Here is a 16,803-nt window from a genome sequence, read left to right on the forward strand (position 1 = left end):
TTCCGGGGAGGTACCGTTTAATCAATAAAACTACATTAAAAAAACTATCTATGCCAACATTAAATCTATTTTAATAAAAAAAAGTTTACGATTATTCAAATTTGTAAACAAATAATCCAGAGCAGAGGAGTAAGGTGACACAATTTTATCTCGTGTCCTTACCCCTCTGCCCTATGCTTCTTAGCAGATATGAAACTCAGCCATACGTAGTATGAACTTCACCAGTTTCTGCATACGATCCAGAACCGCGTAGCGATAACCACCGTTGGTTGGCTCAGACCGATACGCATTCCATTCGAAATTCCAGGAGGTTCTCGGCAACCCACCCATCATAATTGTGTCAATCAGGAAATCAACCTGCGTTGTGAATAATTCGACGGCAAAAAGATTTTTGATGAACGTATTGACAATCACCGTACACGTAACGGCAGGCGTAACAGGTACATCGGAGAAATCGCCGGTGGGTGAAGCAGCTCGCTGTAGCTGCGTAGCCCACGCCACTACGTCGATACCCATCTGGTACGTCGGGCTAACCATAAGGAAAGGTTCTGCGTAGGCGTCGGTATATTGATAGCGATAACCGATTGTTGTTGTATTTATCCAGACTCGGGAGAAACCAGTCTGATAATAAGGCTCATAGCCAAACACCGACGGCTGGTCCATGAGGGGCTGAAGCATATCCTGCATTCGGTAATACAGGAAATCGCCATAGATTTTGAAAGCCGCATAGTCAGTCGGTAAAGTGGGCACCGGCTGGTTGAAAAACCGCATCATGCCTACCGCCAGATCGACCGGTGCCTTAACCATGGAGCCAATCGTTGCATTATCAAAGAAAATCTGGCTGGTGAGCAGCTTGACAATGACGGGTTGGATAGCAAAGTTGTTGGTCGGGCTGGCAAAGAAATTGGCCAGGGGGATGATGACATTATCTTCGATGGTCTGGTCGACGTTGGGGTTAACGTACCACCGATATAATTTGCGGCAGATGAAGCGAGCGCACTGCGGATGATTCAGCAACATGTCAACCAGATCGGCCAGTTCATCATCGCCCGCCGTCGCTGTCGAGCGACCTGTTATGATCGTATTTCCGTAATGACTCGAAAACGTTTTGTTAGTTGTATCGTGTTTGTCGAGCGCAAAGTGGGTAGTGAATTCCGTTGAACCGTCTTCTTCAAAATTGGTATACTGCCAGCCGGTGAGCACGCGGGCAGCGGCCTTTACGTCGTCTTCGGTATAGTTTTTATTACCCGCAAAGTCAATTACGCCTACCGTAAGTAACTCCTGCAACTCACGGCCATAATTCTCATTCGGTGAACCAACAACATTCTCATTACCATTGAGGTAACGTAGCATAGCCGGGTCTTTCGTTATCTCAATAACCAGCGTGCGAAAGTTCGTAAGGGCGCCGTTACGTAGTAAAAGCAGGTATTGATGCAGGAATCGATAATCGCCGACCCCTTCGCGTGTGGTAACGAAGTGGTTCTGCCAAAATAGGGTAAGCTTATCGAGCAAACTGGGCGGAGCCGTCTGGGAAGCCATCAACCCCAGCCACCAGCAACGTAGGTAATGACCAAGCTCAAAATTACGGCCGTGGTCGAAGGGTTTATCCATGTAGGTCTCCCCCGCCCCAGGCTGATTACTGTCGAGATCGATGGGCGGTGGGGGTGAATAATTGGCGTTACTAATCAGCAACTGAACAGCCGCAGCGGCCGTCATCCCGGTGAAGTTGGTGATTTCGGTTTGGGTGGGTCCAAACGTAGCCCGACGCAGGAGATGCGCGGCTGTTCTAGCCGTCAATACAGATGTATACGGTTCTAAGTAAGCCATTAACAGGTAGTTTACCCCAAAAATAGTAAGAAATATGGCCTCTACAGACAATTCTGAGCCCTCACTGCCAAAATAACCGGGAGAAACCCTGAACTTGGGATGCCAAAAAATGCGCCGTTCATGCGGCAGTATACCGTCTATGCATTTTGATACACTTGCCCTCCGGGCTACACACCAGCCCGACACGACCACTGGTGCTGTCGTCCCTCCGATTCACTTATCGACAACTTACGCACGTAACGAAGCGAACGAACTGCCTGCCAACTACATCTACACCCGAACCAATAATCCTACCCGCGAAGCCCTCGAAAAGGCATTAGCCGTCCTAGAAGGCGGTGCAATAGGCATGGCATTTGGGTCAGGACAGGCGGCAACCATGACGCTACTCCAGGCACTACGTCCCGGTGACCACGTACTAGTATCAACCGATGCTTATTTCGGGACACCCGCGCTGCTCGAACAGGTTTTTCATCCCTGGGGTCTTACCTATACACGAGTAGATCTGAGCGATCTGTCGGCTGTTCAGGCATCTATTCACGAAAATACCCGGTTGATCTGGTGTGAAACTCCATCGAATCCCCGACTGACGATTCAGGATTTAGCAGCGATTAGCGAGATGGCTCACGCAGTAGGCGCGTTATGCGTCTGCGACAACACCTGGGCCACACCTGTTATTCAACGCCCTCTTTCTATAGGCTGCGACGTAGTAATGCACTCGACCACCAAGTATCTGAGCGGACATAGTGACGTATTGGGAGGTGCGTTAATTTTTAAGGAAGATAACGATTTCACTCAGCGCGTCCGGCAGATTCAGGGGCTTTCGGGCGCGGTTCCATCCCCGTTCGACTGCTGGCTGGTAAGCCGGGGAATTAAAACGCTATCCGTACGGGTTCGTGCGCAGAGTGCAACCGCGCAACGTATCGCTGAGTTTTTAGACGGCCATCCGGCAGTGGAGATAGTGCATTATCCCGGTCTGAGTCACCACCCCGATCGGGCGCTCATTGATCGGCAAATGTCTGGCACTGGCGCTATGTTATCCGTACGGGTAAAAGGTGGTGCTGCCGAAGCCCTCCAATTCATTGGCAAACTGAAGCTTTTAATCCGCGCCACCAGTCTGGGTGGAGTTGAAAGTTTAATCGAACATCGGGCCAGCGCCGAAGGACCTAATTCTACATCTCCCGTCAATTTGCTACGTATTTCGGTAGGTTTGGAACACCCCGACGATTTAATTGATGATCTCCGGCAGGCGCTGGATTGGATAATCAATCCAGCTAATAAAGCTGCTTGATCTCACTAAAAAAGTCAAAAATGAGCATTTTGTCATGCTGAGGTACGAAGCATCTTAAAGATTCATTACTCTCAAGTTTGGATACTTTAAGATGCTTCGTATCTCAGCATGACAAAAAATTGCCGAAGGAAAGCTTAGAGTACGTAGTACCTACTTCCGAAACCGACGTGGCAATATGTTAGGCATAGGTTTTATAAGCGGTGGCAAATCCTCTTTGCGAAAATGCTGTTGAAAGTGACGATAAGGACGTAGTGCGCTGTAGTACGTCGACGTATCGGGGACTTTTACCGGCATATTATCCAACGTAGCACGCACTACGTTGTTCGGATCGGAATGATAACGGTAGAAAGAGTTATTTGATCGGGCATTCGGCATTACGTCCGGCGGGAAAACCGACGGTACTGAATCACGTCGGATAAATGACGAAGACACCTGCGCATGGGCAAAACCCGACAGGAAAAGAAGTAACAACGTAACGCACTTCATAGGATTATAACCGTTTGATAAACCACTATATCAACAGACCCGCTCTACGGTTAAAACGTTGCAAAATGGGCACAATGCACGCTACGAACTAAAGATAATAGGCCGGGGTTTTGTAACCGTATTGAATAGACCTACGAAAATGAAAATTGCGCTTATTTCTACTTCATCGCGTCCAAACAGTAATTCACTACGTTTCGTGAATTACCTACTGCACGTACTGGCCGAAGAGGGTCAGCATGAAGTTTCGATTGTTTCTTTTGAGAAGTACGATATACCTTACGTTGGGCAGGGAACGCTTCAGGCGGATAAACTGACTCCGTTTCAGCAAGAATTGATTAGCACGTGGGAAGCTGCTGACCTGATCATTTTTGCCATGCCCGAGTACAACTGGACGGCTCCACCGCAAGCCACAAACACTGTTCATCAACTGGGAGGGCCTGTTTTCAAGCACCTCTTCGACAACAAAGTATTTGCGATGGTTGGTATTTCGAACGGAAGGGGTGGTCGTCAGCCCGCACTGGATATGACTACGGTAGTGAATAAACTCATCAGCTTCACCAACAGCTATTCCATTGTTTCGCCCAAACTTTACGAATCACACGAAACAGCCGTCAATCTGGACGCCGAAGGCCATTTTATCGGCCATGAGGTTTACGAACGTACCGCCCGCGCCTTCCTCAACTATACGCTCAACGTAGCACAACGCTGGATGAGCGTTAATTTGGTTGAGAAGTAGAGACAAGGCATGCCTTGTCTCTACTTCTCAACCAATCACTTCAACTTTCCCATCTGCTCTACGTTCCGGCGCGTATCGATGTGGCTGGCCTGCGCCATTTCCATTGATTTCTGAGCGGCTTTCTGTGCATCAGACGTTTTACCCGCGCGACGATAAGCTTCAGCCTGTTCGTAGTACAAATCGGCCTGCTCTTTTGGCGTTGGTTTCAACGCTATACCTTTGTTGATCCATTTTACCACCGTTGGTACGTCGGAAACATCAGGGCTACTCCGATTAAAAAGTCGCGAAATATACAGGTATTCGGGCACCGTTAACTGGTTCGAATTGACCTGGTTATCCATCCGTTCGGTTGCTTTGGCCGTTTGCCTAGCGCGGAAATACGCATTCACTTCTGGAAGAAGCGTCCGGTTTGCGGCAATTTTTGGGTCGATACCAATTTTGGCTAATCCCTGCCGAATTTCAAGAATTTTGGCCGCTGGAAACTGTGCGCCCCGACTGCTATACAATGACGACATAAGAATATTTTCGCCCACGTTCTGGACTTCCTGTGCGCCGTAGTTTTTGCGGAATGCATCCATATGGCCAAGCATATACTCGAACATTGGATTTTCATAATCGAGTACGAGTTTCTGCAAAGCCAGCCAGTTGGTCTGATTGGTATACGTAGCGGAAGATTGTTGTTTGGCGTATTCATTCATTGCCGCCATATTAGCTACGGTGTCGCGGGTGACACGGGCGAACATGGCATAATCGATTAGAAAACTAGCCGATCGTTCGCCCTGCTGAAAGCGCGATTTCATGGTCTGGCTACGTGCCTGCGGGTCCAGCGCATTGGTACCATGACGTATCACCTCATCGGTTGAGTTGTTGCTCATGGCAAAATGCACCATATTTTGCTGCGGATCGAAGTAGAGAAACAACGGCAGCGATGGCACAAACAGATGCCGACTCTCTAAAAATTGACGTGTTGTTGGCTGGCCGATGTCCAGTTTCGTGCTCACGAATTTGCTGTTGTAAAACTTCCCAACCCGACCATCTTCCAGTGTTGGAATAAAGCTCTGACAAACGTGGCAGGTCGGCGAGAAGACTTCGATAAAAACCGGTTTCCCAGCCCGACGCGCTTCCTGAAATACAGCACTAATCGGTATTTGCCGGAAGTTGACACCTCCCTTTTGCCCAAGAGCGATGTTTGCTACGAACAATAGCAGAATAACTTTTTTCATGAATAGAGAAGAATCATTATAAGCAGCCAACAGCAAATTAACGGCCAACCTGTTGACTTCGTGTTTTCTACCTGAGTGAATAATGAGAAATGTAGAATGAACAATGAGTTAGTCGCTTATAAATCAAAGATTTACTATTGCACATTACTTATGTTTCATTACTAACTCTCTTACGGCTGTTTTTCCTGTTGCTTAATTTCTTCTTCAAGCCGTTTGCTTAGCATCCGGCAGGTGTTTTCAATGTCGTTGGCCATACGTTGGTCACCGGTTGCGTTTACCGCCGTATCGGCAATACCGCTCATCATTTCAATCAGGAAGCGCTTCATATCCACCACTTCCATTTCCTTGGTCCAAAGGTCAATTTTGAGCGTACTGTTGTGGTAATGATCCCAAAGCGCAATGGCAATCGCACGCGTATCGCTTAGTCCCTCGTTCGGGTTATCGGTAGCTTCCCAATAGATTTTATCGGGGATATTCTGGTCGTCTAATTCAACCGCAAAATGAATGTCTGATTTTTTCATAGGCGCAAATTTACGGACTATGCCTCGAAACCCCTGCGTCAAATTTATCGGGATGCGCATCAAACACCTGCCTCCACTTTCTGTTATATGGGCTGGCAACCTACCATTTAGCCGTACACTATGGATTTACTGAGCGGTCAACCCTATTGGTTTTATAAAAACGGTGTTCTACACGCCTATCCATTTTTAACAGAAAATATTGACGAAGAGGTAGTTATCATGGGCGGAGGGATCACCGGCGCTCTTCTTGCCTGGTCGCTGACCGAAGCGGGCTTTCCGGTGGTTGTGCTCGAAAAACGGCATATTGGCATGGGTAGTACGTCGGGCAGCACAGCCCTGCTCCAGTACGAAATTGATACTACGTTGACGGAATTGATCGATTTAATCGGTGAAAAACAGGCCGTCCGAAGTTATAAGTTGTGCGTCGATGCAATTTACAAGGCACAGGAAATTACGCAGTCGCTGGCCGTTGATACGCATTTTTCGCTACGTAAGAGTGTGTATTATGCGTCCAAAAAAGACGATCTGGAAATGCTACGTAACGAATTTGACACACGACGGAAGCACGGTATCAACGTTGACTGGTGGGATGCCCCAACACTACGTGAACACTTTCCGCATCTGAAAAAAAGTGGCGCTATCCTCTCGCACGATGGTGCACAGGTCGATGCTTACCGACTTGCCCACGCCCTATTTCAGCACTGTATCAAAAAAGGAGCAAAGATTTATGATACTGTAGAAGTCATTGATATTCAGCACCACCAACGTAACGTAACGCTCATTTTGGAGAATGGCTTTAAGATTCGGACAAAGAAGCTGGTGATTGCCTGTGGGTATGAATCCCAGAATTATCTCTCAAAACGCGTCGTGGATTTAAACTCGACCTATGCGCTGGTCAGTAAACCCATTCCGCAATCTACACTCTGGTATCAGAACGCATTACTCTGGGAAAGTGCCAGGCCCTATCTCTATTTACGTACAACCGACGATAAGCGGGTGCTGATTGGTGGAAAAGATGAGAAATTTCAGAGTGCAATAAAACGTGACAAACTGCTACGTAGCAAAAGCCGCCTGCTTGAGCAGATTGTCCGAAAACTATTTCCTGAGCTGCCGTTTACCGTTGATTATGAGTGGTGTGGTACGTTCGCCGAAACCAAAGACGGCCTGCCGTATATTGGTACCGTTCACGAACATCCTGATACGTATTTCGCACTCGGTTTTGGCGGTAACGGTATTCTATTCAGCGTAATAGCAGCCGATATTATTACCGATTTGCTACGTGGTCGCAGGAATCAGGATGCACCCATTTTCCGGTTCGACCGCTGACAAGGTTTTATAATTTGCGGCAAAAACAGTATCATTTCTATTAATTTCACACCGAAAGAAACTGAAACGATGTATACGCTATACGCCATTCCTAACTGCGATACCGTTAAGAAAGCCCGCACCTGGCTGGCCGATCACGGAGTTGAGTATCAATTTCACGACTATAAAAAACAGGGCATCGACCAGAAAACGATTGAACACTGGCTTACCCAAAAGCCTTGGGAAGAACTCGTAAATCGGTCTGGGCAAACCTGGAAAAAACTACCTGATGCTGAAAAACCCACGGACGAAGCAGGGGCAATCGCTCTTATGCTTGACAAAACTTCCGTCATCCGCCGTCCGCTGATTGAAGAAGATGGAAAAATTGTGGCGCTGGGTTTCAATCCCGACCAATACACGGAAACGTTTTAGGTCTGAATTGAGGTTTTCTGGTAAAACGTACCGTTATGGAAAAGCGAACGCTGGATTCGCCGGAAGCCATTAAATTTCTGGTGGATTCGTTCTATGAAAAAGTGCAGGCAGATCCGTTCATCGGGCCGGTGTTTACCGACGTAGCACAGGTCGATTGGGGTGCGCACCTGCCCAAAATGTACGCGTTCTGGGAGACAATTATTCTGGGAAACAACCGCTACGACGGCCACCCGTTCCGCCCGCATTTATTGGTCAATCAGAGTTATACACTCACCACCAGTCATTTTGAACGCTGGCTACAGTTATTTTATAAAACGCTGGACGAAAAATTCACCGGAGAAACAGCCGAACAGGTTCGCCAGCGCGCTACTCAAATTGCAATCGTCTGGAGCAAAAAGCTGGGCTATATAAATAATGGATAATCAACAATGAATAGTACGTGGGTAATGCATTATTCATTGTTGATTATCCGTTGTTTTTCCTGTTGCGTTACTGTTTCGAAAATACCCGCTTCAAAATATCAGTAACACGGGCAGCCGGGTTTTCCCGGATTTTCTTCTCTTCCTGCGCTACCAGAACAAACAACCCATCGACAGCTTTATTGGTGGCGTATTCGGTCAAATTTGGGTTAGCTTTCTGCACGAACGGTATTTTGTTGTACGTATTGACCAAATCAGCGTAGTACTTCGTAGCGTTGTTTTTCTTCAACGTACTGTCAATAATTGGCGTAAATTCTGTCACCAGTTGCTGTCCCGATGTCCGGCGAAGATAAACCGTAGCGGCATCGTCGGTACCACGTAAAATACCGACCGCATCCTGAATGGTCATCGACGTAATGGCTTTTACAAACACAGGAGCCGCTTTTTTTGCCGCATCCTCAGCCGCCCGGTTGAGCGACAACTCAAACTGATCGACCTGCTTGCTGAACCCAATTTGCCGAAGCTTATTCGCTACGTTCTGCGCTTCGGGCGGAAATGCAATTTTCAAGAGTGGGTTTTTGAAATAGCCGTCCAATTGCGAAGCCTGGGTTGAGCCATTGGTCACCCCGATACGTAGCGCTTCTTTTAGTCCGGAAGCAATATCAGTACTAGTCAGGCTTCCCGACGTACCGGCCGATGGCTGCGTAACCGCGTCCAGAATCTTACCAAAAACGCTTCCACCCGACGATTTCTGACGGGTAGAATCTTGCGCAAAACTGGGTTGGCTTAATACAAAAGCCAATAGGCCGGCAGTAATTATGTGTTTCTTCATTTTCCAATTAATCAGGTTGCCATCTCATAACGGTCAATGGCCCTAAATCGTTTTTTCGTACTTTTGACAAGAATAAATGTATAATGTATAATGGTTAATGAAAATTTATTTTCACCTATCTGATTATCAGATAAATAAATTTTTCACAAACCATTAGAGAGCATCCAGCAGGCCATTATTCATTGTGTCGCACGAGCGGCCCCGATTACTCATTATTCATTAACGAATGACCAACATGATACGTGCCGAGGTCATTACCATCGGCGACGAAATTCTCTTCGGTCAAATCACCGATACCAATACGCAATGGATTGGTACTGAATTGACAAATATCGGCATCCGTCCGGTCCGAAAAACCTCGGTTGGGGACCAGGCCGACGCCATCTTAAACGTCTTACAGGAAGCCCACCAACGAGCTGATGTCATCATCATTACGGGCGGGCTTGGACCAACCAAAGACGATATCACCAAGAAAACGCTCTGCACCTATTTTGGTGTCGGTATGGTACGTAACGAAGTGGCACTGGCACTGGTAACGGGCTTTTTTGAGAAAAGAGGCCGCGCCATGACCGACATCAACCGCGCACAGGCTGACCTACCCGCCAATGCCGTCTATATGCAGAACGACTGGGGTACGGCTCCCGGCATGTGGTTCGAACATGAAGGCCGGGTCTACGTATCGTTGCCGGGCGTTCCGTTTGAGATGAAGCATCTGATGACGAACCGCATCCTGCCTAAACTTGGTTCGCACTTCCAGACACCCATTATCAAGCACAAGATAATTCGGACGGTGGCCCTTGGCGAATCGTTCCTGGCCGAACGTATCGAAGCCTGGGAAGACGCCTTACCCAATCATATCAGACTAGCTTACCTGCCTAGTTTCGGCGGGGTACGATTACGTCTGACGGCTACTGGCGATGACAACGCCCAACTCAACCGTGAACTGGCGGAGCAGGTCGAAAAAGTATTGCCTCTCATCGAAAAAAACGTATTTGGTTACGATGACGATGAACTCGAAACTGTCGTTGGCCGGTTATTAAGTGAGAAAAACCTGACGCTGGGTGTGGCCGAAAGCTGCACAGGCGGATACGTATCGTCGCAGATCACAAAAGTACCCGGTTCCTCGGCATATTTCTGGGGCGGTGTCGTCAGCTACAGCAACGTAGTAAAAGTGAACCAGTTGGGCGTACAGGCTGCTACGTTGGAGCAGTTCGGAGCTGTCAGTGAAGAAACCGTCCGGCAAATGGCGGAGGGCGTTCGGCAGGCGCTCGGTACCAATGTTGGCATCGCTACCAGTGGTATTGCTGGCCCCGACGGCGGCACACCCGACAAACCCGTTGGCACCATCTGGATTGCTTGCGCTACCGCCAACCGAACGATTGCACGCTTGCTCAAACTCGGTCAGTACCGCGACCAGAATATTCAGCTAACCACAACGTACGTGCTGAATTTGCTGCGGGAAGAGTTACTTAGTGATAAGTAATGAACGATAAGTGATGAGTTGCAGTCATTCATCACTCATCGTTCATTACTTATCACTCATCACTAAAAGAATATGGCTCTCATCGACATGGTGATGCCCAAAATGGGCGAAAGTATAATGGAATGTACGGTCATTAGCTGGCTAAAAAAGCCTGGCGACCGAATTGAAGCGGACGAGTCGGTGCTGGAAGTCGCTACAGATAAAGTAGATACAGAAGTACCCGCTTCGGAAAGTGGCATTCTAAAAGAGATTTTAGTGAACGATGGGGACGTAGTGGCTGTTGGCGCACCCATCGCCCGTATCGAAACCGAAGCGAGTATCAGTGGAGAGGATACTCCGGTTGATGCTGATCCTACAAACGAATCTACCGAAACCAGCGAGACACCTAAAGGCATCGGTGATGTTGCGAACGTAACGGCTCAGTCGAAAACAAGCGACGTAGCAGAAAGTGAAGTTGCCACTGCGGTTAACGAACTGGAATCCAATATTGCCGCACTCAGTAGTCCGGCCTCTGCCGGAAAAACCAGCCCGGCATCTGGCGGTGTTACGTTACTGGATAACCCCGTATTTGCGAATCGATTCTATTCGCCTTTGGTCCTGAGTATTGCCAAGGAAGAAAACGTTTCGCGCGACGAACTCGAACGAATTCCAGGTTCAGGTGCTGAAAATCGGGTTACTAAAAAAGATATTCTGGCTTACGTACTTGACAGGGCCGAAGAGCGTGGATTCGGGGCTAAAACGACAGCTTCTAAAACGGCCAATGGCCAGACCACCGTATCAGCTACGTTCCCGGTGGCCAAAAATCCGGTTCCTGCTACGTCGGTAAATGGTCAGACCGACATCATTCAGATGGATCGAATGCGCAAGATGATTGCGCAGCGCATGGTAGAATCGAAGCAGATTTCACCTCACGTCAGTTCGTTTGTAGAAGCCGATATGACATCGGTGGTGGATTGGCGAACCAGCGTAAAAGACCGCTTTAAACAGCAAACCGGCGAAAATCTGACGTTTACGCCCATCCTGGTCGAAGCTGTGGTGAAAGCCATCAAAGATTTCCCGATGATTAACGTATCGGTGGAAAGCGACAAGATTCTGGTCAAAAAAGCAGTTAACATTGGCATGGCGGTGGCCTTACCCAGTGGTAATCTGATTGTGCCCGTCATCCACAATGCTGATCAATACAACTTGGTCGGGCTTGCTACAAAAGTGAACGACCTGACCCGTCGCGCCCGTGAGAACAAACTCACTGCCGACGATCTGGCTGGTGGTACGTATACCATCTCTAACATCGGTACGTTCGGGAATCTCATGGGCACGCCTATTATCGTTCAACCCCAGGTTGCGATCATGGCTTTTGGCGCTATTGTCAAAAAGCCCGCCGTCATCGAAACTCCTCAGGGTGATTTCATTGGTATCCGGCAGTTAATGTTCCTATCCCACTCCTATGACCACCGCATTGTCGATGGGTCATTGGGTGGTCAATTTGTCCGGCGCGTAGCTGATTATCTCGAACAATTCAAACCGGGCTTCTGAACCGGGATTTAGCAGATTGAAGGATTCTCAAGATTTTGTTTTCGGTTCTTCGAAGCGCTTAATCAATTAGCAAAATCGTAAAAATCCTTAAATCTGCTAAATCCCGGTTCAGACAAAATCCAGTAAATCCATCAATCAGCTAAATCCCGGTTCAGAAATATATGAAACAACGAATTGCCATTGACATGGATGATGTCATGGCCGACACACACGCTAAGTTTATTAAGTTGTATCTGGAAGGCGAAATGCCCCGCTACACGCTTGAAGAGTTAAAAGAAAAATCATTCCACGAACTGTTCGACGAGCACGAATATCGGGCAATATCAAAACGGGTTTACGAGCCGGGCTTCTTCGCTGACATTCCAGTTATGGAAGGAGCGCAGGACGTAATAGCTGATCTGATGGAAAAATACGAGATTTTCGTGGCATCGGCGGCACAGGAATTTCCAAACTCATTACGTGAAAAATGGGATTGGCTTCAACAACATTTTCCAGCAATTTCCTGGCGCCATTACATTTTCATGGGAGACAAAAGTGTATTGAACACAGCTTACCTTATCGACGATATGCCCCGTAATCTCCGCACGTTTCAGGGCGAGGGCTTGCTGTTCGATGCGCTCCATAACCGCGATGAAACAGGGTTTAAACGAATGAAATCCTGGCAGGAAGTAGCAAAGCTCTTACTGTAACGCACAAAAAAGGCTCCGAATGTTCGGAGCCTTTTCTTATAAAGCTATTGCGTTTATTACGCTTCAATCTTTTCTCTCTCTTCAACGTGCCGGTCGTGACCGACTTCGTTCTGTGCCTTTTTAGCTTCTGCCGACGGTCGGAGCCGGACGATATGCAACTTGTGCAGAATGCCAATCATCGGATAGGTCGGATCGAACTCGAACCATTTTGCGCCAAAATTAGCCGAATTGGGGCGCTTATGGTGGTTATTCTGGAACAATTCACCCATCATCACTACGTCCAGAATGAGCGAGTTTTTTGATTTATCCTGGTTATCGAAGTTTGAGTAACCGTATTTGTGACCGCTCCAGTTAATGATAGCGCCGTGTACAGGCCCCATCACGAAATGAACCGGTAGCAGGAAGAAAAACGCCCAGTGCATATCCAGATAAAAGAATGCGAAGACGTAGAACAGGCTATACACCACGCCCCATCCGAGCCGCGATGCCCAGGAATCGCCTAATTTTTCAATGAAGTTCCACTCTGGATAGTTCCGGTCAAACTGGCGTTCTACAGTGTATTTACGGTGAAGAACGGCGTTATAAATATTTTTCGTCTGCCACATCATCGTGAAGATGTTTTTGGTATGATGGGGCGAGTGAGGGTCTCTTTCGGTATCGCTAAACGCGTGGTGCATCCGGTGAAGCACTGCATACGCACGTGGACTCAAATAAGATGAACCTTGTGATAAGTAAGTCAATGCATAAAAGAATCGCTCCCAGAATTTGCTCATCGAGAACATCTTGTGGGCTGAATAACGGTGCAGAAAAAACGTTTGGCAGAACAGGGACAGGTACCAATGTCCAACAAACGCGGCCAATACAAAAATCACAGTATTTCTGATTAAAGGGTGAAATGACGAGTCACTAAGAATATTACTACAAAACTAACGAATTCTTAACAGATTTGACGCTCTGTCCCCAAATAATACTTTAAATTAGTTGGTAGTTGTCGCGTATTGAAGCAGGTTGGCGCCCATACGTAACGCCTGCTGACGTAACGGCTCGGGATCATTATAAACACTCTGATCTTCCCAGCCATTGCCCAAATCGCACTCATAACTGTAAAAGCAAATCAGACGGCCCTGGTAAATCAGGCCAAAACCCTGCGGAGCCTTACCATCGTGTTCGTGTACTTTGGGCAACCCGGCAGCAAACTTGAACTTTTGCTGATACACTGGATGATTAAATGGTAGTTCAACAAAGTTGAGTTCAGGGAACACCTTTTTCATTTCACGCCGGATAAACTTGTCCAGCCCATAGTTATCGTCGATGTGCAGAAACCCTCCCGACATCAGGTATCGACGCATGTTATGTACGTCGGCATCGCTGAACGTAATGTTGCCGTGCCCAGTCATGTGCACAAACGGATAGCCAAATATGTCTGGGCTACCGGGCTCCACGATGTCCTCTTCGGGGAAGATATTCATGCGGAGATTGGCATTAGCAAACTTAATCAGATTGGGCAGTGATGTTTTGTTGGCGTACCAGTCGCCCCCGCCGTTGTATTTCAGCTTGGCAATTTTGTAGGCGTACTGCCCGTTGGCTACAAAAACCGACGACTGAAGCAGAAACAATACAATCAGTAACTTTTTCATGTATTTATAAAATTCAAAATCTGGCAGGCTGTCAGGGCAGCCGTTTCGGTACGTAGCCGATTAGGCCCAAGCGTCACCATCTGAAAATCAGCACCTACCGCCTGATCTATTTCCTTTTCCGAAAAATCACCTTCCGGACCAATCAGCACTACGTAGCGCCCTCCTAAAGTAGCCTTTTTTGCTACGTTGACTGGCGGGTCGTGGTCGGGCAGATGAGCTATAAATCGTTGCTCCTCCCCTACCGACGTCAGCAATTTCTCGAATGGCAACGCATTGTCCAATATAGGCAAAAATGATTGTAACGACTGTTTCATGGCCGATACGGCAATTTTTTCCAGTCGCTCCAGCTTCAGTATCCGACGCTCAGAGTGTTGCCCGAAAAAGAAACTGATACGTTCAATACCAATCTCAACTGCCTTCTCCACAAACCACTCAATGCGGTCGATGTTTTTTGTGGGTGCTACGCAAATTCGGATGGAAAAAGGGCGCGGCTGGGTAGTTTGGGTGGCCAGTATCCGAAATTCACAGCGCCGGGCATTGGCTACCGTAATAACGGCTAAATGCCGGTTTCCGTGCCCGTCAGTTACGGCAATTTCATCGCCTATCGACAGACGTAATGTTTTGATGGCATGACGTGAATCGTCTTCTGTCAGGAATTGTGAATCAACACCCGGCTGATAAAATAAATGCATACGTAGCAAATGTACGCGTTACATTATTTCGCCAACACATCAGTCCATAAACAACGTAGTGATTCCGGATAGACGCACTACGTTAAAAATCAGCAATCAGGTTCGTCTTGAACAGCTTAATGGCTATTGCCAGTAGAATAATGCCGAAAATTTTACGTAGCACAGCCAGTCCACCTGATCCAAGCCGCGTTTCGAGCCAACCCGACGATTTCAGCACCATATAAATCAGTATCAGGTTGAGAACAATGCCAATAATGATGTTAACGATCTGATACTCGGCACGTAACGAAATAATGGTGGTTAACGTACCAGCTCCAGCGATAAGCGGAAACGCAATCGGTACAATATGCGTTGCTCCGCCTGTATCGATCTCTGACTTAAAAATGGTACGTCCCAAAATCATTTCCAGACCAATCAGAAAAATAATCAGGGCGCCAGCTACCGCAAACGACGCTACGTCGACACCGAATAACTTCAACAGTCGTTCGCCCACGAACAGAAACGACACCATTAGCGCGCCCGATGCGAACGTAGCACGTTCAGCTTCAATTTTACCGGACTTTCGACGTAAATCGATAATAACCGGCAACGATCCTACTACGTCGATAACCGAAAACAGAATGAGCGTAACTGAGATAATTTCTTTGAAATCAAGCATAATCGTTAACGTAGCGTAGCTAATCCTGTGGTCCGGATGACCACGTTACCAAAAAGTTTTTCAACTGCTCTATTTCTTCATCAGTAATAGCCGGGAAATTGGCGATACGGAACGTAGTGTTTTTCCAGTCGCCGTAGCCATTGCCGAGCGTAATACCTGCTTGGTGGGCGGCTGTTTTTATCGCTTTGATTGCCGGCTCGCTTCCCTCAACTGCAATTACCGTATCTGACCGGGTAGCGCGGTCGTTGATGAGCAGTTTGAAACCGGTACTACGTGTATCGAAAAAAGTGTACCAGTCAGAAGACCGTTTTTTGGTCATACGGTCAATTTCTACTATGGGTTTTATCTGCTGGAGTACGCGCATGAGCAGATAGATGCCCAATCCATTAGGTGTATAAGGCGTCTGAAATTTTTCGAAATTTTCGTGAATAAACAGGAGGCTATTGTAATGTGTGTTCTCGCCAATACTATGTGCCCGTTCGAGAGCGGCTGGCGAATAAATCAAGACAGCTAATCCTGCCGGTAAACCAAAGCATTTTTGCACCGATGCAAACCAGACATCCGCCAGGTCCCAGTTAAAACGAATCCCCGCCATTGACGAAACGGCATCCACAGCAATCAAACCCGAAAAATCGCGTCGAAACTGAGCCATCGTCTGTTCACTCACCTGTGTTCCGTTCGATGTTTCATTCTGGACAAGACATAGTACGTCGGCTTCGCTCAGATTCATCGGCGGCTTAATCCGATAGGCATATTCAGCCCATTTTTTGCCAAATGCCCCACTAAAGGGGTGCAAACTAGCTTCTGCGGTTAAAGACTGCGCTACAATTTCCCAGCACTCCGTTGCCGACGATACAAACGCTACGTGGTAATCAGCCGGAACATCGAGTTTTTCATGGATGAGACGTATCGTTTCTTTCACGATGTCCATGAAACCTGCGCTCCTGTGGTTCATGCTCACAATTCCCTGACGTACCGCATCAGTCGCGTACTCAGCCACCTGCGGATATACTTTCGACGGACCTGGATAGAAGGTTATCAT

18 protein-coding genes are annotated in these 16,803 nt (G+C 47.6%); 8 read left to right on the top strand and 10 right to left on the bottom strand.

Annotated features, from left to right (window positions below):
* Positions 1–180: 180 nt before the first annotated feature.
* Entirely contained in the window at positions 181–1,827 is a 1,647-nt protein-coding gene (locus IC229_RS07305; RefSeq protein ID WP_190886287.1) for a DUF1800 domain-containing protein, read from the bottom strand.
* A 139-nt stretch (positions 1,828–1,966) separates the two neighbouring features.
* Between IC229_RS07305 and IC229_RS07310 the strand changes: the two genes are divergently transcribed.
* Positions 1,967–3,115 (top strand): trans-sulfuration enzyme family protein, encoded by a 1,149-nt coding sequence (locus tag IC229_RS07310; protein WP_190886288.1) that lies wholly within the window; start codon positions 1,967–1,969, stop codon positions 3,113–3,115.
* A 150-nt stretch (positions 3,116–3,265) separates the two neighbouring features.
* Here IC229_RS07310 and IC229_RS07315 read toward each other — a convergent pair whose 3' ends face one another.
* On the bottom strand, positions 3,266–3,601 hold the full coding sequence (locus tag IC229_RS07315; RefSeq protein ID WP_190886289.1) for a hypothetical protein: 336 nt from the start codon (positions 3,599–3,601) through the stop codon (positions 3,266–3,268).
* Positions 3,602–3,740: 139 nt separating this feature from the next.
* Between IC229_RS07315 and IC229_RS07320 the strand changes: the two genes are divergently transcribed.
* Positions 3,741–4,337 (top strand): NAD(P)H-dependent oxidoreductase, encoded by a 597-nt coding sequence (locus tag IC229_RS07320; RefSeq protein WP_190886290.1) that lies wholly within the window; start codon positions 3,741–3,743, stop codon positions 4,335–4,337.
* 35 nt (positions 4,338–4,372) lie between these two features.
* On the opposite strand, the gene IC229_RS07325 is transcribed toward IC229_RS07320, so the two are convergent.
* Positions 4,373–5,560: a thioredoxin domain-containing protein gene (locus IC229_RS07325; protein ID WP_190886291.1), complete on the bottom strand. Its 1,188-nt coding sequence runs from the start codon at positions 5,558–5,560 to the stop codon at positions 4,373–4,375.
* 170 nt (positions 5,561–5,730) lie between these two features.
* Positions 5,731–6,081 carry a gliding motility protein GldC gene (gene gldC / locus IC229_RS07330; RefSeq protein WP_190886292.1) on the bottom strand — a complete coding sequence of 117 codons (351 nt, stop codon included), beginning with the start codon at positions 6,079–6,081 and terminating at the stop codon, positions 5,731–5,733.
* Between the two features lie 120 nt (positions 6,082–6,201).
* On the opposite strand from gldC, the gene IC229_RS07335 reads away from it, so the two are divergent.
* The 3 genes from IC229_RS07335 (at position 6,202) to IC229_RS07345 (ending at position 8,240) form a co-directional block, all read left to right on the top strand.
* Entirely contained in the window at positions 6,202–7,407 is a 1,206-nt protein-coding gene (locus IC229_RS07335) for an NAD(P)/FAD-dependent oxidoreductase (RefSeq protein WP_190886293.1), read from the top strand.
* A gap of 69 nt (positions 7,408–7,476) precedes the next feature.
* Positions 7,477–7,818: an arsenate reductase gene (locus tag IC229_RS07340; protein WP_190886294.1), complete on the top strand. Its 342-nt coding sequence runs from the start codon at positions 7,477–7,479 to the stop codon at positions 7,816–7,818.
* A gap of 35 nt (positions 7,819–7,853) precedes the next feature.
* On the top strand, positions 7,854–8,240 hold the full coding sequence (locus tag IC229_RS07345; RefSeq protein ID WP_190886295.1) for a group III truncated hemoglobin: 387 nt from the start codon (positions 7,854–7,856) through the stop codon (positions 8,238–8,240).
* A 67-nt stretch (positions 8,241–8,307) separates the two neighbouring features.
* On the opposite strand, the gene IC229_RS07350 is transcribed toward IC229_RS07345, so the two are convergent.
* The gene (locus tag IC229_RS07350) at positions 8,308–9,069 is read right to left on the bottom strand and encodes a DUF4197 domain-containing protein (RefSeq protein ID WP_190886296.1); all 762 of its coding nucleotides are present in this window, start codon (positions 9,067–9,069) and stop codon (positions 8,308–8,310) included.
* A gap of 226 nt (positions 9,070–9,295) precedes the next feature.
* Here IC229_RS07350 and IC229_RS07355 point away from each other — a divergent pair, with 226 nt between their 5' ends.
* The 3 genes from IC229_RS07355 (at position 9,296) to IC229_RS07365 (ending at position 12,774) form a co-directional block, all read left to right on the top strand.
* Complete coding sequence (locus tag IC229_RS07355) at positions 9,296–10,552, top strand: competence/damage-inducible protein A (RefSeq protein ID WP_190886297.1); 1,257 nt, start codon at positions 9,296–9,298, stop codon at positions 10,550–10,552.
* Between the two features lie 72 nt (positions 10,553–10,624).
* Positions 10,625–12,085, top strand: coding sequence for a dihydrolipoamide acetyltransferase family protein (locus IC229_RS07360; protein WP_190886298.1), 1,461 nt, complete (start codon positions 10,625–10,627; stop codon positions 12,083–12,085).
* Between the two features lie 161 nt (positions 12,086–12,246).
* On the top strand, positions 12,247–12,774 hold the full coding sequence (locus IC229_RS07365; RefSeq protein WP_190886299.1) for a 5' nucleotidase, NT5C type: 528 nt from the start codon (positions 12,247–12,249) through the stop codon (positions 12,772–12,774).
* Between the two features lie 56 nt (positions 12,775–12,830).
* Here IC229_RS07365 and IC229_RS07370 read toward each other — a convergent pair whose 3' ends face one another.
* From IC229_RS07370 to IC229_RS07390, 5 genes are all read right to left on the bottom strand, one after another.
* Positions 12,831–13,643 carry an acyl-CoA desaturase gene (locus IC229_RS07370; RefSeq protein ID WP_190886374.1) on the bottom strand — a complete coding sequence of 271 codons (813 nt, stop codon included), beginning with the start codon at positions 13,641–13,643 and terminating at the stop codon, positions 12,831–12,833.
* A 108-nt stretch (positions 13,644–13,751) separates the two neighbouring features.
* Positions 13,752–14,411: a DUF4159 domain-containing protein gene (locus IC229_RS07375; RefSeq protein WP_190886300.1), complete on the bottom strand. Its 660-nt coding sequence runs from the start codon at positions 14,409–14,411 to the stop codon at positions 13,752–13,754.
* Complete coding sequence (locus IC229_RS07380; RefSeq protein ID WP_190886301.1) at positions 14,408–15,103, bottom strand: 16S rRNA (uracil(1498)-N(3))-methyltransferase; 696 nt, start codon at positions 15,101–15,103, stop codon at positions 14,408–14,410. The genes IC229_RS07375 and IC229_RS07380 overlap by 4 nt, the downstream gene beginning before the upstream one ends.
* An 82-nt stretch (positions 15,104–15,185) precedes the next feature.
* On the bottom strand, positions 15,186–15,761 hold the full coding sequence (locus tag IC229_RS07385) for a MarC family protein (protein WP_190886302.1): 576 nt from the start codon (positions 15,759–15,761) through the stop codon (positions 15,186–15,188).
* Positions 15,762–15,780: 19 nt separating this feature from the next.
* Positions 15,781–16,803: an aminotransferase class V-fold PLP-dependent enzyme gene (locus IC229_RS07390; protein ID WP_190886303.1), complete on the bottom strand. Its 1,023-nt coding sequence runs from the start codon at positions 16,801–16,803 to the stop codon at positions 15,781–15,783.

Source organism: Spirosoma profusum, assembly GCF_014699005.1.
Classification (GTDB): Bacteria; Bacteroidota; Bacteroidia; order Cytophagales; family Spirosomataceae; genus Spirosoma; species Spirosoma profusum.

Excerpts from the sequence above, each read along its gene's own strand:
- IC229_RS07375 (WP_190886300.1), bottom strand. The coding sequence starts at position 14,411 with ATGAAAAAGTTACTGATTGTATTGTTTCTGCTTCAGTCGTCGGTTTTT.
- IC229_RS07385 (WP_190886302.1), bottom strand. The coding sequence starts at position 15,761 with ATGCTTGATTTCAAAGAAATTATCTCAGTTACGCTCATTCTGTTTTCG.
- IC229_RS07350 (WP_190886296.1), bottom strand. The coding sequence starts at position 9,069 with ATGAAGAAACACATAATTACTGCCGGCCTATTGGCTTTTGTATTAAGC.
- IC229_RS07380 (WP_190886301.1), bottom strand. The coding sequence starts at position 15,103 with ATGCATTTATTTTATCAGCCGGGTGTTGATTCACAATTCCTGACAGAA.
- IC229_RS07365 (WP_190886299.1), top strand. The coding sequence starts at position 12,247 with ATGAAACAACGAATTGCCATTGACATGGATGATGTCATGGCCGACACA.
- IC229_RS07315 (WP_190886289.1), bottom strand. The coding sequence starts at position 3,601 with ATGAAGTGCGTTACGTTGTTACTTCTTTTCCTGTCGGGTTTTGCCCAT.
- IC229_RS07340 (WP_190886294.1), top strand. The coding sequence starts at position 7,477 with ATGTATACGCTATACGCCATTCCTAACTGCGATACCGTTAAGAAAGCC.
- IC229_RS07345 (WP_190886295.1), top strand. The coding sequence starts at position 7,854 with ATGGAAAAGCGAACGCTGGATTCGCCGGAAGCCATTAAATTTCTGGTG.
- IC229_RS07320 (WP_190886290.1), top strand. The coding sequence starts at position 3,741 with ATGAAAATTGCGCTTATTTCTACTTCATCGCGTCCAAACAGTAATTCA.
- IC229_RS07360 (WP_190886298.1), top strand. The coding sequence starts at position 10,625 with ATGGCTCTCATCGACATGGTGATGCCCAAAATGGGCGAAAGTATAATG.
- IC229_RS07390 (WP_190886303.1), bottom strand. The coding sequence starts at position 16,803 with ATGATAACCTTCTATCCAGGTCCGTCGAAAGTATATCCGCAGGTGGCT.
- IC229_RS07355 (WP_190886297.1), top strand. The coding sequence starts at position 9,296 with ATGACCAACATGATACGTGCCGAGGTCATTACCATCGGCGACGAAATT.
- IC229_RS07325 (WP_190886291.1), bottom strand. The coding sequence starts at position 5,560 with ATGAAAAAAGTTATTCTGCTATTGTTCGTAGCAAACATCGCTCTTGGG.
- IC229_RS07335 (WP_190886293.1), top strand. The coding sequence starts at position 6,202 with ATGGATTTACTGAGCGGTCAACCCTATTGGTTTTATAAAAACGGTGTT.
- IC229_RS07305 (WP_190886287.1), bottom strand. The coding sequence starts at position 1,827 with ATGGCTTACTTAGAACCGTATACATCTGTATTGACGGCTAGAACAGCC.
- gldC (WP_190886292.1), bottom strand. The coding sequence starts at position 6,081 with ATGAAAAAATCAGACATTCATTTTGCGGTTGAATTAGACGACCAGAAT.
- IC229_RS07310 (WP_190886288.1), top strand. The coding sequence starts at position 1,967 with ATGCATTTTGATACACTTGCCCTCCGGGCTACACACCAGCCCGACACG.